This window comes from Corynebacterium sp. HMSC073D01, assembly GCF_001815555.1.
Classification (GTDB): Bacteria; Actinomycetota; Actinomycetes; order Mycobacteriales; family Mycobacteriaceae; genus Corynebacterium; species Corynebacterium glucuronolyticum.
Genome location: NZ_KV821056.1, coordinates 33,404 through 56,500, shown reverse-complemented (window position 1 = coordinate 56,500; position 23,097 = coordinate 33,404). Strand labels below are relative to the sequence as shown.

The 23,097-nt window shown below is 60.3% G+C and carries 17 protein-coding genes, 5 tRNA genes, 1 pseudogene and 1 riboswitch; of the genes and pseudogenes, 5 read left to right on the top strand and 18 right to left on the bottom strand.

What is annotated here, in order from left to right; all coding sequences use genetic code 11:
* The 6 genes and pseudogenes from HMPREF3044_RS08125 to HMPREF3044_RS08100 all read right to left on the bottom strand — a co-directional run.
* Window positions 1-2,602 (bottom strand): annotated as a pseudogene (locus HMPREF3044_RS08125) (hypothetical protein); the annotation flags it as partial.
* Between the two features lie 373 nt (window positions 2,603-2,975).
* Entirely contained in the window at window positions 2,976-4,211 is a 1,236-nt protein-coding gene (gene tgt / locus HMPREF3044_RS08120) for a tRNA guanosine(34) transglycosylase Tgt (RefSeq protein WP_070740692.1), read from the bottom strand.
* Window positions 4,195-6,543, bottom strand: coding sequence for an MMPL family transporter (locus HMPREF3044_RS08115; protein ID WP_210400538.1), 2,349 nt, complete (start codon window positions 6,541-6,543; stop codon window positions 4,195-4,197). The genes tgt and HMPREF3044_RS08115 overlap by 17 nt, the downstream gene beginning before the upstream one ends.
* Before the next feature lie 73 nt (window positions 6,544-6,616).
* A tRNA-Ser gene (locus tag HMPREF3044_RS08110) sits at window positions 6,617-6,707 on the bottom strand.
* Window positions 6,708-6,766: 59 nt separating this feature from the next.
* The gene (locus tag HMPREF3044_RS08105; RefSeq protein ID WP_005390972.1) at window positions 6,767-6,985 is read right to left on the bottom strand and encodes a CsbD family protein; all 219 of its coding nucleotides are present in this window, start codon (window positions 6,983-6,985) and stop codon (window positions 6,767-6,769) included.
* A gap of 121 nt (window positions 6,986-7,106) precedes the next feature.
* The gene (locus tag HMPREF3044_RS08100) at window positions 7,107-7,592 is read right to left on the bottom strand and encodes a nucleoside deaminase (RefSeq protein WP_005390974.1); all 486 of its coding nucleotides are present in this window, start codon (window positions 7,590-7,592) and stop codon (window positions 7,107-7,109) included.
* 28 nt (window positions 7,593-7,620) lie between these two features.
* Between HMPREF3044_RS08100 and HMPREF3044_RS08095 the strand changes: the two genes are divergently transcribed.
* On the top strand, window positions 7,621-8,598 hold the full coding sequence (locus HMPREF3044_RS08095; protein WP_005392737.1) for a prephenate dehydrogenase: 978 nt from the start codon (window positions 7,621-7,623) through the stop codon (window positions 8,596-8,598).
* Here HMPREF3044_RS08095 and HMPREF3044_RS08090 read toward each other — a convergent pair.
* The 6 genes from HMPREF3044_RS08090 to HMPREF3044_RS08065 all read right to left on the bottom strand — a co-directional run bounded on the left by HMPREF3044_RS08090 (window position 8,595) and on the right by HMPREF3044_RS08065 (window position 11,652).
* Window positions 8,595-9,323, bottom strand: a complete 729-nt coding sequence (locus HMPREF3044_RS08090; protein ID WP_070740690.1) for a hypothetical protein — start codon at window positions 9,321-9,323, stop codon at window positions 8,595-8,597. The two genes, HMPREF3044_RS08095 and HMPREF3044_RS08090, sit on opposite strands and share 4 nt — an antisense overlap.
* Before the next feature lie 96 nt (window positions 9,324-9,419).
* A tRNA-Arg gene (locus HMPREF3044_RS08085) sits at window positions 9,420-9,492 on the bottom strand.
* A 75-nt stretch (window positions 9,493-9,567) separates the two neighbouring features.
* Window positions 9,568-10,770 (bottom strand): amidohydrolase, encoded by a 1,203-nt coding sequence (locus tag HMPREF3044_RS08080; protein ID WP_070740687.1) that lies wholly within the window; start codon window positions 10,768-10,770, stop codon window positions 9,568-9,570.
* Window positions 10,771-10,948: 178 nt separating this feature from the next.
* Window positions 10,949-11,293, bottom strand: a complete 345-nt coding sequence (locus HMPREF3044_RS08075) for a hypothetical protein (RefSeq protein ID WP_005390982.1) — start codon at window positions 11,291-11,293, stop codon at window positions 10,949-10,951.
* A 165-nt stretch (window positions 11,294-11,458) separates the two neighbouring features.
* Window positions 11,459-11,531 (bottom strand) — tRNA-Arg (locus HMPREF3044_RS08070).
* A 32-nt stretch (window positions 11,532-11,563) separates the two neighbouring features.
* A tRNA-Ser gene (locus HMPREF3044_RS08065) sits at window positions 11,564-11,652 on the bottom strand.
* Between the two features lie 66 nt (window positions 11,653-11,718).
* On the opposite strand from HMPREF3044_RS08065, the gene hisC reads away from it, so the two are divergent.
* The gene (hisC, locus tag HMPREF3044_RS08060) at window positions 11,719-12,687 is read left to right on the top strand and encodes a histidinol-phosphate transaminase (protein ID WP_005390984.1); all 969 of its coding nucleotides are present in this window, start codon (window positions 11,719-11,721) and stop codon (window positions 12,685-12,687) included.
* A gap of 246 nt (window positions 12,688-12,933) precedes the next feature.
* Here hisC and HMPREF3044_RS08055 read toward each other — a convergent pair.
* Window positions 12,934-13,018: transfer RNA gene (locus HMPREF3044_RS08055), tRNA-Ser, on the bottom strand.
* Window positions 13,019-13,047: 29 nt separating this feature from the next.
* Here HMPREF3044_RS08055 and HMPREF3044_RS08050 point away from each other — a divergent pair.
* Together HMPREF3044_RS08050 and HMPREF3044_RS08045 are read left to right on the top strand one after the other, a co-directional pair.
* Window positions 13,048-13,956: an NAD(P)H-quinone oxidoreductase gene (locus tag HMPREF3044_RS08050; RefSeq protein ID WP_070740683.1), complete on the top strand. Its 909-nt coding sequence runs from the start codon at window positions 13,048-13,050 to the stop codon at window positions 13,954-13,956.
* A 380-nt stretch (window positions 13,957-14,336) separates the two neighbouring features.
* Complete coding sequence (locus HMPREF3044_RS08045) at window positions 14,337-16,118, top strand: ATP-binding cassette domain-containing protein (RefSeq protein ID WP_246820964.1); 1,782 nt, start codon at window positions 14,337-14,339, stop codon at window positions 16,116-16,118.
* 185 nt (window positions 16,119-16,303) lie between these two features.
* Here HMPREF3044_RS08045 and HMPREF3044_RS08040 read toward each other — a convergent pair whose 3' ends face one another.
* The 3 genes from HMPREF3044_RS08040 to thiM all read right to left on the bottom strand — a co-directional run bounded on the left by HMPREF3044_RS08040 (window position 16,304) and on the right by thiM (window position 19,301).
* Window positions 16,304-17,836, bottom strand: coding sequence for a bifunctional hydroxymethylpyrimidine kinase/phosphomethylpyrimidine kinase (locus tag HMPREF3044_RS08040; protein WP_070740678.1), 1,533 nt, complete (start codon window positions 17,834-17,836; stop codon window positions 16,304-16,306).
* Entirely contained in the window at window positions 17,836-18,489 is a 654-nt protein-coding gene (thiE, locus tag HMPREF3044_RS08035; RefSeq protein ID WP_070740675.1) for a thiamine phosphate synthase, read from the bottom strand. The genes HMPREF3044_RS08040 and thiE overlap by 1 nt, the downstream gene beginning before the upstream one ends.
* Window positions 18,489-19,301, bottom strand: coding sequence for a hydroxyethylthiazole kinase (gene thiM, locus HMPREF3044_RS08030; protein WP_070740672.1), 813 nt, complete (start codon window positions 19,299-19,301; stop codon window positions 18,489-18,491). Before thiM ends, thiE begins: the two co-directional genes overlap by 1 nt.
* Window positions 19,290-19,391: riboswitch (TPP riboswitch) on the bottom strand. Its footprint overlaps the gene before it by 12 nt.
* Before the next feature lie 158 nt (window positions 19,392-19,549).
* Here thiM and HMPREF3044_RS08025 point away from each other — a divergent pair.
* Window positions 19,550-20,797 carry an ATP-binding protein gene (locus HMPREF3044_RS08025; RefSeq protein ID WP_070740669.1) on the top strand — a complete coding sequence of 416 codons (1,248 nt, stop codon included), beginning with the start codon at window positions 19,550-19,552 and terminating at the stop codon, window positions 20,795-20,797.
* Between the two features lie 188 nt (window positions 20,798-20,985).
* Here the strand turns inward: HMPREF3044_RS08025 and HMPREF3044_RS08020 are convergent, their stop codons facing one another.
* Window positions 20,986-21,309 (bottom strand): hypothetical protein, encoded by a 324-nt coding sequence (locus HMPREF3044_RS08020; RefSeq protein ID WP_070740666.1) that lies wholly within the window; start codon window positions 21,307-21,309, stop codon window positions 20,986-20,988.
* Between the two features lie 564 nt (window positions 21,310-21,873).
* On the bottom strand, window positions 21,874-23,055 hold the full coding sequence (locus HMPREF3044_RS08015) for an aminotransferase class V-fold PLP-dependent enzyme (protein ID WP_070740665.1): 1,182 nt from the start codon (window positions 23,053-23,055) through the stop codon (window positions 21,874-21,876).
* Window positions 23,056-23,097 lie beyond the last annotated feature (42 nt).

Sequence of the window (23,097 nt, the reverse complement as noted above, 5' to 3'; positions counted from 1 at the left end):
CGGCGATCTCGTCGTTGTTGTTCACACCGTCGCCATCAGCATCCGGATCTTCGGAGTTCGGGATCTTGTCATCGTCGAGGTCACCATCGATGAGATCAGCGATCTTGTTGTTGTTCTTATCGGTGATCGGAACCTTGGCAGTGCCATCGGGGTTCACGCCATCGGGCTGAACATCGGTGTCGGACTCGTCAGAGTTCTTCTTCTTGTCCTTATCAAGGTCAAGGTCACCATCATTGACCGGGTTACCGTTCTCATCGGCGGTGGAGGTCGGGTTCAGCGGGTTCAGGCCAGCGGCGATCTCGTCGTTGTTGTTCACACCGTCGTTATCGGCATCCGGATCGAGGTAATCCGGAACCTTGTCGCCGTCGGTGTCCAAAGCCTCGATGAGGTCAGCAACACCGTTCGGGCCCTGCTTGCCGTCAACCAGCTTGCCGGTCTTATCGGTGATACCCGGGTTAGCCAGGCCGTCGCCATCCGTATCCGGAACGGCGCCGTTAGGAACGTCGGACTCCTCGGCGTTGGTCAGGCCATCCTTGTCGATGTCGCCTTCGCCATCCTTGATTTTCTTGCCGTTCTTGTCGGTGTACCCACCGGAGTAGGGATCCAGCGGGTCAAGGCCAGCGGCGATCTCGTCGTCGTTGTTGATTCCGTCGTTATCAGCGTCCGGATCAATGGAATCCGGAATCTTGTCATTGTCGGAGTCCTTGCCCTCGATGAGGTCAGCGACATCGTTCTTGTTCTTGTCCGTGATTCCGGGGTTGCCGAGGCCGTCGCCGTCGGTGTCCTTGACGGGCTTATCCTTGCCGTTTTCCTGCGGAACGTCAGACTCTTCCTTGTTGGTGGCCTTGTCACCGTCGGAGTCGAAGTCGCCGTCGGAAACCGGCTTGCCATCCTTGTCCTTGGTTCCGTTAGAGAACGGATCCAGCGGATCAAGACCAGCTGCGATCTCGTCATCGTTGTTCACGCCGTCGCCATCAGCATCCGGGTCAAAGCGGTTCGGGATACCGTCTTTGTCCTTGTCCGGAAGCTCGGAGGTCACGAGCGCGGAGTCAGCAGCAATGATGTTCGGGCCGGAAATCAGGGTTGCGGTGTAGAGGTCCTTGCCCTTGAAGTCCTTCGGGATCTCCAGGGAGCACTTATCTGCGTCCTTGAGTTCCTTGATCTCACAGGTCTTCAAAACCGTGCCTTTACTGTCGGTCCACACAATCTTGTTGGGGAAGATCGGCAGCGTGCCGTCCAGCTTCACCTCAAGGGTGTCACCGCCGGTGGCCGGGTTATCCGTCACGTTGTAGTAGGGAATATCAAGGGTGATCGCCTTGTAATCCGAGATGGCAAAGTGAACGTTGAACCAGCCAGGCCCATCCGGAGAAGCGATAGCCGCCGGTACGACAGAGCCGAGGCGGTTCGGGCGGTCGAACACCGGGGTGGTGTAGGAGCTGTATGTCTGAACGATCTCACCGGCGGGGTTCTTCACCGCGCCGTAGATAGCGTACTTGTCGGTACCAGCCGGAAGACGCAGCTCATACCAGCCGTCAGCACCCGTCTTGGTGGTCGAGGTGCCGGTGACGTACTCCGGGTGAGCCTTGATGATCTCCTCAGTCTTGGTGACGTACTCGTCACGGCTGAGCCCCTTGGTGGCAGCCTCAATGGCCTTAGAGCCTGCCTCGTTCAGGCCGGTGAAGACGACCTCATAACCGTCTGCCGGAACATCCTTTTCCTTACCTGCATTGAAAATCGGGCCGGTGGAAAGGTTAGCGTCACCGACTTCGTGCCACACGCGACCCTTAATCCGGGGGCCAGAGGTATCGACGTTGACCTTCTTGGAGAACATGTGCTCGCCGGGGAACTCGTACATGAAGATGCCGACGTTCTGGAGATTGTTCTTGTCCATGTTGAACGTAGAGCCAGCCACACGCTTATTGGCCGGACTGAAGCTCGGGTACCAGCCCGGAGCGGTGCGCATCATTTCCAGCTTGTTGCCACGCTCGTTGGTGAACGGTTCAATCCAGAACTTAATCTGGTCGCCCTTGCCGGGGTTGAACTCGTGGTGTTCCCCGAGGGCATCCTCGTACGGCGGAAGGGAGACGGCGAAGGTACCCTTGCCACCCTGGGTGCCATTGCCCCAGGTGAGGTCATGAGTTTCCGTGTAGTAAATAGGCGATACGGCGCCACCCTTGCCGTCGATCCACTGTGCGTAGACCTTCGTGCCCTCAGGCACGCGGGTGTTCGCTGTGACATCGTTCACGCCACCAAAGGAGGCCGTGGTGGAGTCGAGTGTATAAGCGTGACCGGAAGCAACAAACGTTCCCAATTGCATGTCGTAGACGCTGCTGATCTGGCCGTTAGCAATCGCATCGGACTTGATAGCCGTTTCCATGGAGGTGCCCGGAGCGGGCTTCTTCGTATTGGCGGGCTTGGCCGGGGCGGAAACTGCGGTTTCCTGTGCGCTCGCTGCCGGAGCGTTGTCGACGGCGTAGACACCCGAGACGGTGAGCGCGGTGGCTACACCGAGAGCGGTAATGGTCCGGAACATACTCGATGCTCCCAGACCGGACATGGCAGAGCCGGACACGCTCCACCGAGAATTCTTGCGTATTTTCATCGCCTGGTCCTTCTTTATCGAATTTCTTGATGTTTGCGTCAGGGCCCGACCGTCATGAGGTGAACGAAACCCTTTGCTCAGACTTTACTCAGTTTCTTTTAAGGAGCAACGGAACCAACCCCCACCTTTGCTCGCCTTCAGAGCTTTTACCTGCTACTTTCGAGCATTTGGGCGCACACCTCCCCGCAATCTTCCCCTATAAAAAGGCAGGCTTTCACCGAATTCCTGCAGCTCATTCCCTACTTTTAAGCTGCTAACTGTGTGAAACTCAAAGGCTTCTTTCTTAAATTATATTTTTTTCTCAGGCTAGCCCTTTTGGGGGGTAAACCAAAAGGCTAGATGTCTTATTTGCAAGACATCTAGCCTGGTTCCCTTACTTCTTGTACCTTCCCGTGGCGTAGTAGCGCGACATGAACTCGTCGCGATACTCCTCGAACGTGCCGTTTTCCAGGTGATACCGGATGTTATCCACGAGTTTCACCACGAATAGCAGGTTGTGCATGGTGCACAGGGTGCCCGCTAAGAATTCCTTAGCTTTCAGGAGATGGTGAATATAGGCGCGCGTGTAGTTCTCGCTCACGTACCCGCCGAGCTCCGCATCGATGGGAGTGAAATCCCGCTTGAAACGGGCAGCCTTGAGGTTGAGGCGCCCGTCGAGAGTGTAGACGCCACCTCGCCTGCCCAGGCGGGTCGGTGCCACGCAGTCAAAGGTGTCCGCACCTGCCGCAACAGCGGCGAAGATGTCGTCCGGCTCGCTGATCCCCAGCAGGTGCCGGGGCTTATCCTCCGGCAGCTCCTCGGTCACCCAGCCGACGATGGTGCCCAGCTGGTTCTTCTCCAGGGCACCGCCGATGCCGAAGCCATCGAAGCCACGGCGCCCCTCGTCGCGGGCCTCGCGGTCGAGCTCCATGAGGCCCCGGGTGGCCTGGCGGCGCAGGTCCTCGTACTGCGCGCCCTGCACCACGCCCCACAGCTGCTGCTCCGGGCGGTGAGAGCGCTCGTTGGACAGTTTTTCGTGTGCCTCCAGGCAGCGCTTTGCCCAGCGATGTGTGCGGGCGACGGAGGCCTCCTGGTACTGGCGGGTATCCACGAGCGTGGTCAGCTCGTCGAAAGCAAAGATGATGTCCGCGCCGAGCTGGTGCTGGATCTCCATCGACTTTTCCGGGGTGAAGCGGTGCTTGGAGCCGTCGATAACTGAGCGGAAGTCCACGCCGTCCTCGTCGACGCGGGCCATGCGGTCCTTCTTGGCGGCGCGGATGTCCTGCTCCGTCAGGTTTGCAGTATCCATGGCGAGAACCTTCTTGAAGCCCACGCCGAGACTCATCACCTGGAAGCCGCCGGAATCCGTGTAGGTGGGGCCGTGCCAGTTTTCGAAGGCAGCCACTCCCCCAGCCTCGTCCACGATGTCCGGGCCGGGCTGCAGGTAGAGGTGGTAGGCGTTGGACAAGATCGCCTGCGCACCCGTCGTGCGGATCTGCTCCGGCGTCAGTGTCTTCACCGTTGCCTTCGTGGCCACGGGAATGAACGCCGGGGTCTGGATCTCGCCGTGTGGCGTGGAGATCACGCCCGTGCGGGCGGCACCGTCACTGTGGTTAATGTGAAAGCTCATATTCCTTTTCCAGTTCCTCACCCTCGATATCGATGGTGGGAAGAATTTTATCCAGCCACTTCGGCATGTACCATGTTGCCCTCCCCAGCAGGAACATAGCCGCAGGGACTAAAGCCATGCGCACGAAAAAGGCGTCGAAAAGCACTCCGAAGGCAAGGGCGAACCCGAAGACCTGAACGAACGGGAGGGGCTGGTCGATGGCGGCAATGAAGACCGCGATCATGATGAGCGCAGCGGCGGTGACCACGCGCGCGCCGAGTGTGAAGCCCTCGACCACGGAGGCCTCCGTCGGCGTGTAGGCGCCGTGACTTTCGTCGCGGTGCTTGACAAAGTGCTCACGCATGCGGGTGACGAGGAACACCTGGTAGTCCATTGCCAGACCGAAGCAGATGCCGATGAGGAAGATCGGCATGAAGCTGATGAGCGGGCCGGGTGTGCCCACCAGACCCCACAGGCCCTCCTGCCAGACGAGGATGGTGACGCCGAACGCCGCGCCAACCGAGAGCAGGAAGCCGAGGCCGGCGATGACCGGCACCGCGATGGAGCGGAAGACGATGAGCAACAAGACGATCGCCAGCCCCACGACGACCAGCAGATAGATCGGCATTGCCTTCTCCAGCTGGGTGGTGATGTCCTGCATGATCGGGGTGAGTCCCGTGACACCCATCTTCAGGCCGGTGGTCTCCTCGATCCCCTGCTGCTGGCTGCGGATCGACTCCAACAACCGCGTCGTCGCCTCGTCTGCGGGGCCGGTGCGCGGGCTGAGGAGGAGCTGGGCACCCGTGCCGTCCTCGTTCATGCCGGCGATCTGCACGTGCTTGACCTCCGGGTGCGTCTTCAGCTGCTGCACGACGTACATGTATGCGGCCTCGCGCGGAACCTCACCGTCGACGTTGAACGGCTGCAGGGCGGGGGCGGAGGTGTCCACGTCGTGCGCGTCGACGACGACGAGGAACGGCGCATCGATGCCCGGGCCGAAGGCCTCTTGCATGAGGTCGGAGGCCTGGCGCTGCGTGGTCTCCTGGTTCGCCACAGCGTCGACAGGCAAAGAGAGCTGGAGGTTGAGCACCGGCGTGGTGAGAAGCCCCAGGATGACGACGACCCCGGCGAGGATGAGACCCGGCGCGCGGTGCACCGTCTCCACCCAGCGGCGGCCGACGGTGCGTGCCTCCGGATCCTGCAGGTGCTCCTGGCGGCGACGAAGGAACGCTGGCTGCCAGCCGAACACCTTGGAGCCGAACAGCCCCATGATGGCGGGCAGCAGAGTGAGCGCCACGAGGACGGCGACGAGCACCGTGAACGCGGCGGAGATACCCATCCAGCTGAGGAACGGGATGCCGACGAGCGTCAGGGCGATCAGCGCGACGAACACGGTCGTGCCGGCGAAGACAATGGAACTGCCGGCGGTGCCCACGGCCATGCCGGCGGCCTCATCCCACGGCATTCGTCGCTTCTCGGCGCGGAAGCGGGCGAGGATGAACAGCGCGTAATCGATGCCGACGGCGAGCCCGATCATCATGGCCAGCACGGGGGTGGTGTTGTTGAGGCTGACGAAGCGGGTGGCCAGGAGGATGGCGCCCATGCCCAGACCGACACCCGGCAGCGCCGTGAGGATCGGGATGCCGGCGGCGATGAAGGAGCCGAAGGTGACGATGAGGACGAGGAGGGCGACGACGACGCCGATGGCCTCAGAGGTAGTCTTAATCTTGATCGGGTCGGCGAAACCGGGGCCGTTGGCCTCCACCCGGATGCCCGCGTCCTCGCCGAGGCGGATCGCCTCGTTGATCACCGCGCGGTGTTCGTTGGTGACATCACCGGTGGAGGGCACGTCAATGTTGAAGCTGGTGTAGGCGATGGTCTTGTCTACAGAGACGCGCCCGAGGTTCGCCGCATCCTCCTGGGCGGTCTCTTCGGGCAGGCCGGCGGCGACCATGCCATCGACAACGCGCTGCTTCATCAGCGGGTCGAAGGTGATCGGGTTGGCGAACATCTCCGTGCCCGAGATGGGGGTGAGGTTGTCCTTGACGTAGTTAATGGTTTTATCCATCGCCGCCATGTTTTGTGGCTCGTCCAGGGTTTCCCCCTCGGGAGCCTGGAAGACGAGGTTTACCGAGGATGCCGCCACCGGGTTCGGTTGCCCCGGCCACAGGTCTTCGAGCATCATCGCCGCGTTGTACGACGGTGTGCCGGGGATGCTGAACTCGTTGGAGAAGCCCTTTTGGAACACGCCTGCGCTACCCAGCACGGCGGCGAGGATCAGTGTCCAGGCGGCGATCACCCACCACTTCTTGCGGTAGGACCAGCGCCCCACCTTAAACAGGAACTTAGCCAAACCCTTCAGTCTCCCATCGAACAATCGGCGAAAAATAAAAAAGGCCTCGATGCGCGCATCGAGGCCTTTTGACTGGCGGTGGCGAGGGGATTTGAACCCCTGGTTGGGGATTACCCAACACTCGCTTTCGAGGCGAGCACCTTCGGCCGCTCGGACACGCCACCGTTTACTGAGGGTAATTGACGGGTGCCCGATCGACCAAATCGCACGCTAAAAAGGCGAGTTACTTCTTCTCGTCCTGGAAAGCGCCGAGGATCTTGTCGCCGGCTTCCTTAACCTTGTCGCCGAGCTCCTCAATGCCCTGCTTAATGTCGGCCTTGGTCTGATCGGCCTTGCCCTCAGCCTCGAGCTTCTCGTTATCGGTTACGTTGCCGAGGCCTTCCTTAGCCTTGCCGCCGAACTCTTCTGCTTTGTTCTTGATGTCGTCCTGGATGTCACCCATGACAGGTACCTTTCCTTTCTGTTTTAATTCTCGTCTTAATATGTAAAACGAGTCTACGCGAATTCGCCCCCACACGCCGTGGCCGATCCTATGACGTGTCTACGACGTTTCTATGACGTGTCTACGACATGTCTATGACGTGCCGTTTATCGCGGAAGAACGCGCGCAGCGGTGCCGCGCAGTCGTCCGCCAGCACGCCGCCGACAACCTCCACTCGGTTCGGCAGCGCCGGTTCCCGCACGACGTCGATGACGGAACCCACCGCGCCGGTCTTCTCCTCGAAGGCACCGAAGACGAGCGACGGGATGCGCGCGGCTAGGAACGCGCCCGCACACATCGTGCACGGCTCGAGGGTGACCACCAGCTCCGTGTTTTCCAGGATGTAGTCCCTGCGGGCGCGGGCAGCCATGCGGATCGCCTGCACCTCGGCGTGCGCCGTCGGGTCGGAGGTGGCTTTGCGCTCGTTAGTCCCCCAGCCGATCATCGTCCCCTCCGCGTCGAACACGGCGGCGGCAACGGGGACATCCGTAAACGGCGGGGTGAGCAGGTCAAGCACCGCGCGCATCCGTTGCTCGCGGCGCTCGCGGGGGAGATTGACAAGCACCATAACCCCTAACTGTGCCACACTTACCCCCATGAACGTTCACACAGTCTCTCGTCCCATTTGCATCATCGGCCTCGGGCTCATCGGCGGATCACTCCTTAGGGATCTGCACGCCGCCGGGCACCCCGTTTTTGGCTATAACCGCACCACGTCCCGCGCCGAGGAGGCCCGCGAGGAGGGCTTCGATGTCTCCAGCTCGCTCACCGAGACGCTGGCGCGCGCCGAAAAGGAGGGCGCGCTCATCGTCATCGCCGTTCCCGTCCCCGGCTTCCCCACCATCCTCGATCGCATCGCAAACGAGGCCCCCAGCTGTGGCTTCACCGATGTCGCCTCCGTTAAGAGCGCGATCCTCACGGCCGTGAAGGAGCGTGGCCTGGCGGGGCGCTACGTGGGCAGCCACCCGATGGCGGGTACCGCCGATTCCGGCTGGAAGGCCTCAAAGTCCGGCCTGTTTAACGGCGGTGCCTGGGTTATCTGCTACGACCAGCTGGAGGCCGGCGAGGTAGATGACTCGTGGGCCGCGCTGTGGGCCGATGTTGCCCACATGGCCGGGCTCGTCGGCGCGGAGGTCATCCCCACCCTCGCCGATTCCCACGACGCTGCGGTTGCCCGCATTTCGCATCTGCCCCACGTGCTCGCGGAGGCGCTCAGCGTTGTCGGCGACAACGGTGGTGCGCTCGCCCTGTCGCTTGCCGCCGGTAGCTACACGGATGCCACGCGCGTCGCGGGTTCCAAGGCGTCCCTCGTGCGCGCCATGTGCGAGACCAACGCCCCCAAGCTCGTCGAGGCCCTCGACGAGGCCCTCGAGCTCCTCACGCAGGCCCGCAACGATCTTTCCGGTGACCAGCCCTCCATCGAGGAGCTTGTCGACGCCGGGTATCGGTCCCGCATCCGTTTCGACGCACGTTCCGGTCTCCGCCCGGTCCTCCGCCTCCACCCCGGTGCCGACGGTTGGCTCTCCATCTTGCACCAGGCCGAGGCTATCGGCAGCCGCGTCGAGGTGTTCTAGCTCCAGATGGCGTTTGGATTGGGGATCGCCTTGCCCTTCACCTTTTTCACCGGCGGCTCCATGACGATGTAGTAGCACAGCAGCGCCGTCGCCGCCGGTGTGATGACGCTGTGCAGCATCGAGGCAATGTCCGAATTGATGAGGTTCAGCGCGCCGGTGAGGAACATGATGATCTGCGCGGTGATGAGCACGGGGAACTTCCGCGCCACGATGAACACAGTGGCGAGGAACACCGAGGACAGCACCGCGTGGATGATCGGGATCCATTCCATCAGGTCGAAGTGAATCCTGCCCAGCCAGGCGTTCTCCCCCATCGCCGTGGTGAGGGTGCCGAGGATAACCACGATCTTGTACTGCAGGACAACGCTCAGCATCCCGCTTGTGGGTGCGGGCCGCCGCCGCGGTGTGAGGAAAGCACCGGCGAGGCCGACAATAAAGAGCGTGGCCAGGTCGTGAACCACGAGGCAGAGGAGAGACCCCGGGGCATCCATGACCACGAGTGTCAGCATGATGGCCTTCAACAGAGAGAAGACGATCATATGGCGGGCGAGGTTGCGCTCGATCCCCACACTGTGTGCGGCCATGATGCCACTGAGGACGACGCACGCTACGCAGACGACAAGTGTGACCCACAACATGGTGGAGATACCCATGGTTCTCCGCATGCAGTTGGCCAATGCGCTCAACGAAATTAGAGCGATCACCGCGAAGGCGAGCTTCCTCATAGCTATTACTTTAACCGCATGAAGCTAGAATCCGCAGATACTTAAGAAACAAAAAATACCCCCTTGCATATATAAGCAAGGAGGCATTTTCTATCGTGCGCCCGAAGGGATTCGAACCCCCAACCTTCTGATCCGTAGTCAGATGCTCTATCCGTTGAGCCACGGGCGCAACGAAGAAAGAGTTTACTCAAAGTTCAGAATTTGGCAAATCCCCTGCTCCCACCTGCAAAATGCGGGAGCCTGCCTACTGGTTCGCAAGCCACGCGCCGGCTGCGGCGATCGCCGCCTCGGCACCCCGGTCGAGCGTTGGCTGCAGATCCGGGGCGAAGGCCGGGTTGTGGTTGCCCGGCGCGTTTTCCTGATCCGCAAAGCCACCAAAAGCCCAGTACACATAGGGGGTATCTACCGCATCGGGGACGTAGGAGAAGTCCTCGGAGGCCGACTGCGGGGTGATGTCGATGGACTCGTCGCCGAAGACCTCATCGAAAGCGGCGCGCACTTTGGCGGTGAGCTCCTCGTCGTTGATGGTGAGCGGGTAGACGTCGTAGTACTCGATCTCCGGCCCCTTCGGGCTGCCCGCCGCTTCGCACTCCGCCTTGACGATGCGCTCGATGGCGGCGTGAACCTTCTTTTCCACGTCGTTGTCGTAGGCGCGCGTGTTGATGAGGAGGGTGGCCTTATCAGGGATGATGTTGGACTTCGAGCCCGCCTGCAGGGAACCGACGGTGACCACGGCCGTATCACTCGGCCCGATCTCGCGGGACACGATCGTCTGCAGGCGCATGACGATGCTGGAGGCCAAGACCACCGGGTCCACACCCAGCTGCGGCATCGAGCCGTGGGACCCCTTGCCAAACACTGTGATCCGGATGGATGCTGCCGATGTGAGAAACACGCCCGGTTTGGTGCCCACGTGGGCCCCCGGGAGGGAGCTCAACACGTGCTGGCCGAGGAACACGTCCAGCTTAGGAAGTTTTTCTGCAATGCCGTTTTCCACCATATCTTTGGCGCCCTGGGCTGTCTCTTCGCCAGGCTGGAACACGCCGACGTAGGTGCCGGACCAGGCATCCTTGTGGGCATTGAATGCCTGCAATGCCGTCAAAAGGCTCATGATGTGGAAATCGTGCCCGCACGCGTGGCTTTTGCCTTCCTCTTCGGAGGCGTAGTCCTTGCCCGATTCCTCCGGCACGGGCAGCGCGTCGATATCCGCGCGCATGGCCACAGCCGGCCCCTCGCCGTTTTCAATCGTCGCTACGATTCCCGTGTCCCCCACGTACTCGTAGGAAATTCCCGCCTTGTCTAACTCCCCCGCGATTCGCTTGGCTGTCTCCGTCTCTTCCATGGACAGCTCCGGGTGTATGTGGAACTCCTTGTACAGTTCCTCCCGTTCGCCCCTGTTTTCTTGCAGATCCTTGGCTACCGCGCTAACGAAGCCCTTTACTGACATTGCGATCCTTTCTCCAACACGAGATGTGTTACTCACGCAATGGTAATATCGTCACACTCACTACGTTTGGTAGCACGATTGTCACCGCACAGTTGGAAGCTGAGGCTTGAACAGTCCGATTGTCCGGGGACCACATAGGCCATTGCAGGAAAAACGGACTGGTCACGCGTATCGGGATCTAGTTCTCGAACTCGATATCAGTTTCCATCGGCTCCGTTTCCCTCAGCGGAGCCCTCACGTACCTCTCCACTATTATGTCCAGCGCCTGCTGCCCCGCCTGCTGCCCCGCCGCCATTACCTGCTGCGTGTTCATCGGGTGTCCGTTCGCTGCCTGAAAGCTCCGTTGGCGGCTGTTGAGGATCTTCCACCGCAGTTCCCCGAACTCCTCCAGCATTTCCTGTCCCCTCGCTCGGATTGTTTCCTTGTCCGTTGGCAGGCCGAGCGCCTTGTTCACCTCCATGAGGGTGTTGGCCGTTGGTAGAAGTTTCGTTATTGGTTGGATTACCCTGTTCATTTCGGTCATTACTGGCATCCTCTAACTGCTTTTCATCGCCATTCAAACTGCCGATTAGTGGTAGTGATAATTGTCCCATAGCCTGTTGAATTTTCGCTACTTAACCCCGAAATTCTTGTAGGTGCGCGGCGACAAGAAAAACCCCAGCTAGTGTTCCTAGCTGGGGTTTAATTGTGCGCCCGAAGGGATTCGAACCCCCAACCTTCTGATCCGTAGTCAGATGCTCTATCCGTTGAGCCACGGGCGCGGCGCTGCCCCAAAACCACTAAAGGGCAGCTGCGGAGACGAGAGGATTTGAACCTCCGGCCCTCGATAAAGAGGGCAACTCATTAGCAGTGAGCCCCATTCGGCCGCTCTGGCACGTCTCCTTGGTCACCTATCGTACCGGTAACCGCGCTTCCCACCAAAATAGCAGGTGAGAGTAAACTGTCCACATGCTACGAGAAGATCTTACCAATATCCCCAGCTACGTTCCCGGAAAGAAGATCGAGGGGGCGATCAAGCTTTCCTCCAACGAGTTGGCGCACGACGCCCTCCCCAGCGTGAAACAGGCCCTGGACAAGGTCGAGGTGAACCGCTACCCCGATATGTTCGCCGTAGAGCTCCGCGAGACGCTTGCTTCCACCTTCGGCCTCAGCTTTGAGCAGGTCGCCGTCGGCTGTGGCTCCTCCGCCCTGTGCCAGCAGCTCGTGCAGATTACGTGCCTCAACCGCGAGGATGAGGTCATCTACCCCTGGCGCTCGTTTGAGGCGTACCCCATCTTCGTCGACGTGTGCGGCGCGACGAAGGTGCCGATCCCGCTGGACAAGAAAGAGGCCGTTGACCTCGACGGCATCGCCGAGGCCGTGACGGAAAACACGAAGCTTATTTTCCTCTGCAACCCGAACAACCCCTCCGGCACCGCCTTCACCGGCGCAGAGTTCGACGCGTTCATGAAGCGCGTGCCCACGGACGTAGTCGTCGCCCTCGACGAGGCCTACATCGAGTTCGCCGACGTGGAGTCCGGTGTGGGCAAGCTCGCCGACCACCCGAACCTCGTCGTTTTGCGCACGTTCTCGAAGGCCTACGGTCTCGCCGCCCTCCGCATCGGCTATGCCCTCGGTTCTTCCGAGCTTATCGACGCCCTCATCAAGGTCGCCATTCCCTTCGCCGTCTCCGCTCCCGCCCAGGCTGCTGCGCTCGCCAGCCTGGCGGCTGGCGATGAGCTCGCCGCACGAGTCGCCGAGGTGAAAAAGCAGCGCGCCCGCGCCCAGGAAGCTCTCGGCGCCGTCCCTAGCCAGGCAAACTTCATTTGGCTGCCCGGCCAGAAGTTTGAGAAGGAGGGCGTCATCGTCCGCCACTTCCCCGAAGGCACGCGCATCACCGTCACCACGGAGGAAGAAACGGACGCGCTGCTGAAGTAGGTGCCTTAAGGTTTTGCAGCAGATCCCGAACACCGGCTTCCCTCGCATTTCCGCAGGTCGCCCGAATCCAGGCTCGATATCTGCTGCGATAACCGAACTGCCTCTCCGGCCACCCCACCCTTTTTACTTTTCGCAGCAGATTCCGAAAGGCCCCGTGCATTTACGCAGGTCGGCAGAATCCGCCCCCCAAATCTGCGACAAAAAGTAAAAACCCCTGGTCACACGCACCAGGGGTTTTCTTACCTGCGGAGACAGAGGGATTTGAACCCCCGGTCCGGTTAGGGACGCTCGCTTTCAAGGCGAGTGCATTCGGCCGCTCTGCCATGTCTCCAATGGGAAAAATACTATAGCCTGGTGTGCATGAAAGCAATTTCCCAGGAGCTAGAAGTAATTGATGCACCAACCCCCGAACTAGGCGAGGGCGAGAAGCTCATGAAGGTGGCCGCGGCCGGTGTTAACCGTGGCGATATCCTGCAGAACCAGGGCCACTACCCGCCGCCGAAGGGTGTCACCAGCATCCTCGGACTAGAAGCTGCAGGATACGTTGATGACGAGCCCGCCATTGCACTTTTGGCCGGTGGTGGCTACGCCGAGTACGTGGCCGTTCCCGAAGGCCAACTCATGCCCGTGCCAAAGGGGCTGACCATGCCCGAGGCCGCCACCATCGCTGAGGTGACCTGCACCGTCTGGTCCAACGTGTTCATGCTTGCTGGCCTGCAGAAGGGCCAGCGCATCCTCATCCACGGCGGTGCCGGTGGCATCGGTACCTGCGCCATCCAGCTGGCCAAGCACTTTGGTGCGGAGGTCGCTGTGACCGCCGGTTCGCAGCGCAAGCTCGACCACTGCAAGGAGCTCGGCGCGGATATCCTCATCAACTACAAGGAGCAGGACTTCGCCGAGGAGCTGAAGAACTCCTGCGATGTCATCCTCGACATCATCGGTGCCAAGTATTTGGACCAAAACGTCCGGGCGCTGGCTTACGACGGGCACCAGGTGACCATCGGCATGCAGGGTGGCGTCAAGGGTGAACTGAATATCGGCAGGCTGCTGTCCAAGCGTGGCTCCATTTCCGCCACGGCACTGCGCGCCCGCGACACCGAGGACAAGGCGCGGATTGTCGCCTCCACCGTCGAGCACGTCTGGCCGATGATTGAAGCCGGCGAGTTCACCACGCAGGTCTCCACGGTGCTCCCCCTAGAGGAGGCTGCCGAGGCCCACCGCCTGATCAAGGACGGCGAAATTACCGGCAAGATCGCGCTCGAGGTCTAACAAACCCGCATTCTGGGTGAAGAGTCAGGGCTCGGCGCGCTCCCGCGCCGAGCCCTTTTTCACCGCACGTTTTACAGCCCATCTACACGCCCGCCGCCAGTGCAGCCCCTACCGCCACCCCGAATCCACTATTTTCCACGCGGCACAAGATATTCCGCTTCGCAATTCACTCGCATCAAATACACCAGGCCGACTGCGTCGACACGTTTCCCGCTCATATATACGTGTGATCTATAACACGCAGAGTTTCGTAGTAGGGTACATCACCTGCAGATAAAATAAGTGTGAAAAGCACGCGGCACCGGATGCTGAAGTTGGTTTCCACCCGGTAACTTCCACGTTGAATTTTGAAAATGACAGGTTAAGAAATGGATGTAGGCATGAGTAATAACCCGTCCTTTTACGGAAAGGGGACGTATCGAGCGTGTAGATTTGCTTTGCGGTTTGCACGCCGCACGGCATCTAAAACGCTCATCCTGCTCCTCGTCATCCAAATTATCCTCGCAGCGTTTCCTGCTGTGCAGGCGTGGCTCATCTCCCTTCTGGGCACATCGCTGCAGGAAGAGCCTGGCAATAAAACTGTTTTTCTGATTCTTTTGGTCGCTTTACTACTCGCAGGCTTCGTTTCTTTGCAAGATGTGTGTGGACGATTGGGGGATATTCTTCGTCTCACAATTGCGTGGCAAGGCCGACTCGCAGTAGACCAAAAAGTTTCACGGATTGACCCTAAACAGCTTCGGCAGCCAGAGGTAAACAAAAGGACACGGCAAGCCTTGGAGGTGGTCTCCAACGGGAATCTTTCAGTACAAGCCACCGCGGTGACAAGCGTTATATTCGCCGTATTTGTATGTATTTTTCTTTTCCTCTCCCTTTTCAGGTTCAGCACTTTAGGTGCCGTGCTTCTTTTGCTTTCGCTCATACCGAGCCTCCTCACTAATTTTTACTGCTCAAAGAAGCTGGCCGAACAATGGGAACGGAATAACGACTACCACCGCCATGCCAACTATTTCTTCGAACAGATGATGTACCAGTCACCGGGAACAGAGCTGGCACTGTTGGACGGCAGAGAATGGTTTCGCAGTCAAGCCGGACGCTATCGCAATAAGGCTGCAGCACTAGATCGAAGCGTCCACGCGATGTACATCAAGGCGGAAATTATCAATGGCCTTGTCACGGTGGTAATTTTTGCCTTCTGTTTACTTGCGTTCCTATTGCACGGCAATGCCAGTCCTGTCGAAGCCACCGCAGCTCTCGTTGGTATTTCGAGTGGGTTGTTTGCCATTCACAATGTCGGTTGGTCCGTCGGAATGCTCATGCAGGAAACGAAACCATTGCTCATGCTTGAAGAATTTCTTGCCTTGCCTGAGATGACACCACCGCTGCCCGTCGTTCATCAGGTTGCTGCTTTGAACGCGAAGGACATTGATGTGACGATCGGGGACCGAACAATTGTGTCCCATGCTTGTCTTCATGCGCACTGTGGCGAGGTCGTTGCATTGGTCGGGGCAAACGGTGCCGGAAAAACATCACTGCTTTCTGCTCTCGTTGGGCTATACGACGTGTCCGACGGATCAATTCTCGTATCCACGGATTCGTCAGACCACCGTGAGCTTAATGAGCAAGACTTTGCGGAACGCCATCGCTATTTCGGGATGCTGGCGCAGGATTACTCGCGTTTCGAGCTAACCGTTCGCGAAAACCTCTGCTTGGGGCTTGCCCCGTCCCGTTGGCCTTCGGATGAGAAGTTATGGGAGGCGCTGCGAATGGTAGGCGCGCAAACGTTTGTCACGAGCCTGGATATGCAACTGGGAGAGCAATGGAAAGGCACAGGGCTTTCAGGCGGACAATGGCAACGCCTAGCTCTGGCACGGTTGTATATCCGTGATGCAGGAATTTGGATCCTCGATGAGCCAACAAGTTCGATCGATGCACGTGGGGAGGCTGAGATCTTTTCTTGCTTGAGGGCTTTGAGCAGTAGGAAAGTAGTCATTGTCGTTACTCACCGCGCGTCTACGCTGCAGAATTTGGATCGGATCTACTACATGGAGGGCGGCCGCGTAGAGGAGTCAGGAACCTTCACCGAACTTGTGTCTAGGGATTCAGGTTTTCGACGTTTGTTCGCTTCCCAACTTCAAGACACAAATATTGACGAGGCCATCTAGGCTTCACACGTTAGGCGAAGTTAGGCGAAGTTTTCTGCGTATCAGCCTCCCAGGCAATTTCGTCACTTCCCCTCATCCCACATAGTTCCAGGTAGCGCATATTCAGAAGCCGATTATTCGGACCCGAACCACGCTCCTGAAACATCAGCTGGTGGGATGCGTCCTTCCCTTTCTTCTGAGTTTTTTTATTCTTGCTTCAAATAATCCCACCACGGGGTGCGTAGCCCTTGCCCGAAGAACTCGCGCTCCCAGTAGGAGGCGTAGAGGAAGAACTTCGTCGCCTCCTCGCGGTCGGCGGGGCCTGCGTCCTCGAGGGCGCGCTCCACGCGCTCGATGGCGGCGCGGGTGCAGTCGACAAACTCGCCGTCGGCGTAAGCGGACAGCCACGGGTGGAAGGGGTGGTCGGGGGTGTCCTGCTCGCCGAGGCGAAGGGCGATGTCAGCGTAGAGCCAGTAGCACGGGAGAACGGCGGTGGCGGCCACGGCGTAGCCCTTCGTCGTCGCTGCGGTGAGCAGGCTCGTGTAACCCAGGGTGACGTACGAGGGGTCGCATTGGGTGGCATCCTCGGCTCCGCCGAGGATTGCGTCGTGGAGTTTTGCCTTTTCCTCCATCGTGCCTTGCGCATCGCGCGCCCAAGCGATCATGTCGTCAGGGGTGGGGGCAAGCGCTGCCACACCGGCGAGAGCCTTGCCGTATTCACCGAGGTAGTAGGCATCCTGGAGGAGGTAGGTTGCGAACGCTCGGTGCGGGAGGGAGCCGTCGGCAAGCATGGTGAGGAAACCGTCACTTAAGGTGGCGGTGACCAGCGGGGACACCAGATCCCAGAGGGCGTGTGTGTGGGGGCCGGCGGGTGCGACGAGCGGATCGACCGCGGGACCTATGGGAGCCTCCCACGGTGTCGTGTCCGCGGCCTGGCGATACATGCGGTTCCAGGCTGCGTGGTCGACCGGGCCGTGGCCGTGGCCGACGTTCAGGTCGTCGGCGGCGCGGATGGCGGCGGTGAGCCACAGGGTTGCCCACTGCGCGGCATCGTCGATGCTCTGACCTGCAGCCAGGCGCGTGGCGAGGCTCGAGGAGAGCGAACAGCCCGTGCCGTGCGTGTTCTTCGTGTCGATGCGGGCGTTGGGGATGGCGAACGTGTCGCCGGAGGGGTGGACGACGACGTTGTCGGCGCGCCCACCCGTGAGGTGACCGCCCTTGACCAGCACCGCAGTGCCAAGATCGTGCGCGAGAGCCTGCCCCTGGGCGATGGCTTCCGCGTGCGTCGTCGCGGGCTGCGTGCCGGCGAGAACCGCGAGCTCATCGATGTTGGGGGTGATGATAGTGGCGCGGGTGCACAGATCACGAAGGGCGTCCTCGGCGGCCGTGTCGAGGAGCCGATCACCGCTGGTAGCGACCATGACCGGGTCGACGACGAGGTGCGTGACCGGGTGCGCGTCGAGGTACTCGGTGATGGTGTGGGTGATCTCCGCCGAGCCGAGCATACCGATCTTGACGGCATCGACCTGGACATCGTCGAAAACGGCATCAAGCTGCGCGCGGAGGAACTCGACCGGCGGGGTGTGAACCTCACGGACACCGCACGTGTTCTGCGCAACGAGCGCCGTTGTCACCGAGAGCGGGAAACCTCCGGCCTCGTTAATGGACTTGATATCGGCCTGGAGGCCGGCGCCACCGGTCGGATCGGTGCCGGCGATGGTAAGGACTCGGGGCAGCACTACTTCCTCCCATTCTCAAAGGCCGCTCGCAGCTCGCGGGCTGCTTCCTCCGGGTCCGCTGCTTTCATGATGGCGGAGACCACGCAGATCCCCGCGCCGTCTGTTCCACCGAGCTCACTCGCGTTGGTGAGATTCACCCCACCGATCGCCACGGCCGGCACGCCGAGGCCTTTGGCGCGCGTGGCGATCTCAGCAAACGCCTGCACACCGATCCCCGCCGGCGCATCCTTCTTGGTGGTGGTGTCTGCGACAGGCCCCACGCCGATGACGTCCGGGCGAAGCGCCGGATCCATCCTCTCCACCTCGTCCAGCTCCCGGTGGTTGCCCACCGAGAGGCCCAGCATGAGGTTCCCCGGCAGTTTTTCACGGGCCTCGAGGTAGTCCACGTCATTCTGCCCGATGTGCAGGTTAAGGCCCAGCTCACAGGCAACATCAAGGCGATCATCCACAAACAGCGGCACGCCCGTGGGCTCCATGAGCTCCTTCAACTTGATGGCCCGCGCGAGGAACTCCGCCTCGGTTGCATCCTTGTCGCGCAGCTGCACAACGCTCACCCCTCCCTTTATTGCCTTGTCGACGATCGGTGCTACGTTTTCCGGTCCCCCTCCCTGTTGCGGGTCGGTGACGAGGTAAAGACTCCAGTTGGTAGCCATTACAGGGATTCCTCCTCAAAGGTTGTGTATTGTTCCAGCTCATCTGCGGTGAGGGTGTAGAGCGCGTCGAGCCACGCCACCTTGAAGCTGCCCGGCGCGCTCGCGGTCTTCGCCGCCTTGGCACCGGCTGCCGAGTGGTGGGCGTGCGCGGCCACCACGGCATTGTGCGGGTCCGCCCCCACGGACAGGTACGCGGCTACGACGGCTCCGAGGGAGCACCCGGTGCCGATCACCTTCTGCATGAGCGGATCCCCGCCGGTGATACGCGTAATGCGGCCCTCCGAGACGACGATATCGGTGGCGCCGGAAATCCCCACCACCCCACCGGTGCGCGCAGCCAATACGCGGGCTGCGGGGATCGCCGCATCCGTGGCATCGGCCGAATCAACGCCGCGGCCTCCGGCGGCGTTCTCATCAAGATTGGCAAGCGCAATGATTTCCGAGGCGTTGCCGCGGATGGCGTGTGGCTTGTCTGCGATGAGAGATCTCTGGAAACGGGTGCGCTCCTTCAGCCCGCCGCAGGCCACCGGGTCGAGCACCCAGGGGGTTCCCGCCTCGTTTGCCCCGGCGACGGCTGCCCGCATGCCCGCGTACTGCTCGTTCGTCGGGGTTCCCGCGTTGATGAGGACGCCGGAGGCGATCTGTGCGAAGTCCCCTGCTTCCGTTGGCGTATCGCACATGGCAGGTGATGCCCCAATGGCGAGGATGACGTTGGCGGTGATGTCCATGACAACACCGTTAGTAAGACATTGGATGAGCGGTTCTTGATCCCGTACCGCGTGCATGATTTCTGGGTAGGCTAACTGAGCCATTGCAATTCCCTTCGCTAGAACGACCTAGATCAGGTTCGACGGGTGTTTTCTCAGCGCCCCTTGTGGCGGGACGCACCCCGTTGCCTGGTTATGCCCACATTAGCAGCCCCACCCAACCGCTGTGCCCGGGGGTAACCTCCCCTCCGCCCAGCTCGGGGATGACCGGCAGTGCAGGAAAAATGCGTTTGGTGCCCTAGGATTCGTGCGTTTGGGTACCTAGGATTGATGCGTTTGGTGCCCTAGGAACCATGACATTCCTGCCCCGCGCTCTCGACCTGCAGCTTAACGAGCTACTCCCCTATGTCGGCGCGATTGCTATCGATGGACCCAAGGGCTTCGGAAAGACGAGTACGGCGGAAAAGCGTGCGACAACAGCGCTGCACTTAGACCGTGAGCAGGATCGCATCATTCTTCGTGCCAATCCCGCTTTCGACCACTTTCCTGATGGCTCAATCCTCATCGACGAGTTGCAACGGGCACCAGAAGTGTGGGACATTGTGCGTCGGGCGGTGGACGACGGGTGCGATCCAGCCCGCTTCCTACTTACTGGTTCAGCTACTCCCATTGCAGGCACCACGACACACAGTGGCGCTGGACGCGTGTTGTCTTTGCGTATGCGCCCGATGGCCGTCTTTGAGCGTGACTCGCGGCAAGATCTCATCTCCCTCAAAGAAATTCTTGCCGGTTCCGCCACCATCACAGGCCAGACCGATCAAACCTCCGTCGACTACGCGCATAGCATTGCGACGACAGGACTGCCCGGGCTGCGGGATCTTCCCCCGCTCGTACAAAAGCAGCACATCGCTTCGTACATCGACCGGATCCTTGACCGCGATTTACCCGACCAGGGTTATACGACGCGCAATAAGGCAGCACTCCTCGCCTGGATGCGCGCCTATGCCGCAGCAACAGCAACACAGGCAAGCTATTCAGAAATCCTAGATTCTGCGACACCTGGCGAGTCCAACAAGCCATCAAAAAAGTCATCTGCGACATACCGGGACAAACTCAGCGAGATTTGGATTCTCGACCCATTACCTGCCTGGAATTTTGCCTCCGCCCCGTTCCCACGTGTTTCCCAACAGGCGACACATTTCCTTGCCGATCCCGGTCTTGCGCTGCACCTACTTGGATTGACCGAAAGGTCCCTTCAAGCTCCTCGGAACGCCCATATCTTTGGCTGCCTGTTTGAGGCTCTTGCGGTGCTGAGCATCCGCGTTGCCGCCGAGGCGAACTTCACCACCGTCGGCCATTTCCGCACACGCAATGGCGACCATGAAATCGATGCCGTTATTGAAAGTGCCGAAGGCGGCATCATTCCCGTCGAGGTAAAACTCACACACACTCCCTCACCCGAAGACGGGAAACATCTCCTATGGCTACGGGATAGCCTTCCCGACGAGGTCATCGACATGATCATCATCACAACCGGGGATCGGGCTTATCGCCGAGAAGATAGCATCGCGTGTATCCCGCTTGCTTTGTTCGGAGTTTAGAAACCTGGAAAATTTTACCGAAGGTTCCCCTTTTTCGAGGCCCTCTCCGTCCAGGTTTTCGCGGCGTTACAACCCAGGGGTTTTCAGGCGTCCACGTGAAAGCTCCGGAAAAATTCACGTTCTACCCGTACCAACTGGGCGTACTGAAAGCCTGATTCGGGTCGAGCTATTGAAAATGAGGGAACAGGTTACGTTTCCGAATGGCGTGACTGAATTTTCCGGGCTTGAGTTGAGAACTTGATTGCTTCCGCTCTAACGAACTGTTGAAGGCCACTTTGCGTAAACTCCACGTTCCACCGATGACGCTTGCTGTCATAGCTCATGGTGACGATACCGCGCTTCTGCAGGTTTTCGGAGGCCCCGATCACATCGTCAGGGTCGGCGTTAATCCTCTTCGCGAGCGTCTTTACCTTCATTCGCGAGCTACCGAAGATCGTCTGGTTTCTGAGCGCGTACAGGATCTCATACTCTATTTCGGAGGTATAGGGAAGCTCTGGTGACTGTTCGTTCATAACTCTTTTGATCCTATTCTGGGTGGGAGGGAAATTCTGCCAGCGTCGGAGAGCAAGCCAAGGGGAAGAGTCCCGACTTAGGTCATTTTAGTGCGTACGTGGTGGGTGGAGGGTGTAGTCGGGTCTCGCTCGCCCGATCCTCGCCTTATTGCAATAGGACCGGATTTTCCGGGCACGCTATCCTCTTAAGGTTTTGCGAACTGGGAAAAAGGCAGGGGGACTTCTGTAGAAAGCCCGATTTTTCCCGGATCCTTACATAGACCTCGACCGGCGGGCTTGCCTTAGGCTTCCTGAGTTGGCTCACTATAGTGCGATGGTGCGCACTAGCTGTCGAACGATCGATCAGCGCGGACGAAAACAGTTGAGATAGCAATGGGGATTTCTTTGATCTGCCTCAAGGGTGATCCTCATCATCCACACGTGACCTACGTCAGGCAATAACAATTCCCCCAGGACCCAAGAGCACTTTTGCGGGGCTGTGCGGTCCTCAGATCGGAGATGCTAACGACACCAAAAACCGGCATCGGCAACGTAGTTTCGCAGCCGTTCCCTGTCACCGGCCCCCTACCCCAGCGATGCGAGCACGCGGGTGAGGTGGTCGATGTCGGCGTAGGTGTTGAACGGGGCGAGGCCGATGGAGAGCGCACCACCAGCCTCAAAAACACCCATGTTTGCCAACAGGGGGTCCTGGGGGGCCAGGGAGGTGACCAGGGAGTTCGAGAAGAGGCGCTGCTGCACCGTCGCGGCGTCGATGCCACGGACCACGAAGGTAAGCCGCGGGATGCGGTCGATGGCGGCCATGCCGTAGCCGGCAGCCTCGCCGGTGATGCCCACGAGGTGCACGCCGCTCAAGCCCCGCAGCGACTCGATGGCGTGGCGGAGCAAGCCCGAGAGGTAGACGTCGAGGCTGGCCATGGATTCGCGGAGGCGACGGGAGCGCTGGCCCTCAACATCTTCGACGAGGCCAGCGTAGTGGTCGATAAGCGGGGCGACACCACCGAGGAGGCCACTGGAAAGCTGGCCGACCTCGAGGGGGTGATCGAAGCGGGGGAACATCGAGGTGTCGCGGAATACGAGCGCCGACAGTTGGGGGCCACCGAGGGCAGCGAGGTCGACGAGGACGATGTCCACACCGTAGGAGTCGATGTCGATGAGGCGGTAAGGGGCGAGCGCCGTAGCGTCGAGAAGCACCCACGCGCGGGAGGAGGAGTGGGTGATGTCGGCAATTTCCTCCACCGGGGTGGCGGTGCCGACGTAGGGTTGGGCGCCGGGGACGATGACGAGGCGCGTGGAACCGTCGATAAGACTGCGGTACTGCCAGGAGGGGATCTCCCCCGTGCCGAGGTCGGGCTCCGCAATGGTCAGGTTGTAGCGAGAAAAGGCCGAGTTGAGGGCGTGATCGCGGGCCCCGACGACACCCGAGCGGGCCAGCCGGCCGGACATGGAGTGGGCCAGCGCGCGGGCGAGGACGAAGCTGGAGGGGCCGAGGACGACGTGGTCACTGCGGACGGAGAAGAGGTCGGCGACGGCGCGGGTGGCCGAGGCCATGTGGGTGGACCCGAAATGGGTGTTGGAGGAGTGCCGGGAACCCGGCTCGGGGGCAACGACCAGGGGTGCCGTGCGGAATGACGTGGCGACGCCGGAGGCGACCTTCTCCGGGATCTGGGGGCATTCCCCCGCATTGAGGTAGATCCAGCCCTCGCCGAGAGAGGTGTAGAGACCTCTCACCCGTGCGGCATCGTACATGCTGCGTATCCCCTTTCTTTGAACCTGCTCTCCATCATCCTA

Bases quoted from the DNA above. Each gene is read 5' to 3' on its own strand.
- tgt (WP_070740692.1), bottom strand. From the start codon at position 4,211: ATGAGCTTTCACATTAACCACAGTGACGGTGCCGCCCGCACGGGCGTG.
- HMPREF3044_RS08105 (WP_005390972.1), bottom strand. From the start codon at position 6,985: ATGGGTGACATCCAGGACGACATCAAGAACAAAGCAGAAGAGTTCGGC.
- HMPREF3044_RS08100 (WP_005390974.1), bottom strand. From the start codon at position 7,592: ATGGTGCTTGTCAATCTCCCCCGCGAGCGCCGCGAGCAACGGATGCGC.
- HMPREF3044_RS08095 (WP_005392737.1), top strand. From the start codon at position 7,621: ATGAACGTTCACACAGTCTCTCGTCCCATTTGCATCATCGGCCTCGGG.
- HMPREF3044_RS08090 (WP_070740690.1), bottom strand. From the start codon at position 9,323: ATGAGGAAGCTCGCCTTCGCGGTGATCGCTCTAATTTCGTTGAGCGCA.
- HMPREF3044_RS08080 (WP_070740687.1), bottom strand. From the start codon at position 10,770: ATGTCAGTAAAGGGCTTCGTTAGCGCGGTAGCCAAGGATCTGCAAGAA.
- HMPREF3044_RS08075 (WP_005390982.1), bottom strand. From the start codon at position 11,293: ATGACCGAAATGAACAGGGTAATCCAACCAATAACGAAACTTCTACCA.
- hisC (WP_005390984.1), top strand. From the start codon at position 11,719: ATGCTACGAGAAGATCTTACCAATATCCCCAGCTACGTTCCCGGAAAG.
- HMPREF3044_RS08050 (WP_070740683.1), top strand. From the start codon at position 13,048: ATGAAAGCAATTTCCCAGGAGCTAGAAGTAATTGATGCACCAACCCCC.
- HMPREF3044_RS08045 (WP_246820964.1), top strand. From the start codon at position 14,337: ATGAGTAATAACCCGTCCTTTTACGGAAAGGGGACGTATCGAGCGTGT.
- thiE (WP_070740675.1), bottom strand. From the start codon at position 18,489: ATGGCTACCAACTGGAGTCTTTACCTCGTCACCGACCCGCAACAGGGA.
- thiM (WP_070740672.1), bottom strand. From the start codon at position 19,301: ATGGCTCAGTTAGCCTACCCAGAAATCATGCACGCGGTACGGGATCAA.
- HMPREF3044_RS08025 (WP_070740669.1), top strand. From the start codon at position 19,550: ATGACATTCCTGCCCCGCGCTCTCGACCTGCAGCTTAACGAGCTACTC.
- HMPREF3044_RS08020 (WP_070740666.1), bottom strand. From the start codon at position 21,309: ATGAACGAACAGTCACCAGAGCTTCCCTATACCTCCGAAATAGAGTAT.
- HMPREF3044_RS08015 (WP_070740665.1), bottom strand. From the start codon at position 23,055: ATGTACGATGCCGCACGGGTGAGAGGTCTCTACACCTCTCTCGGCGAG.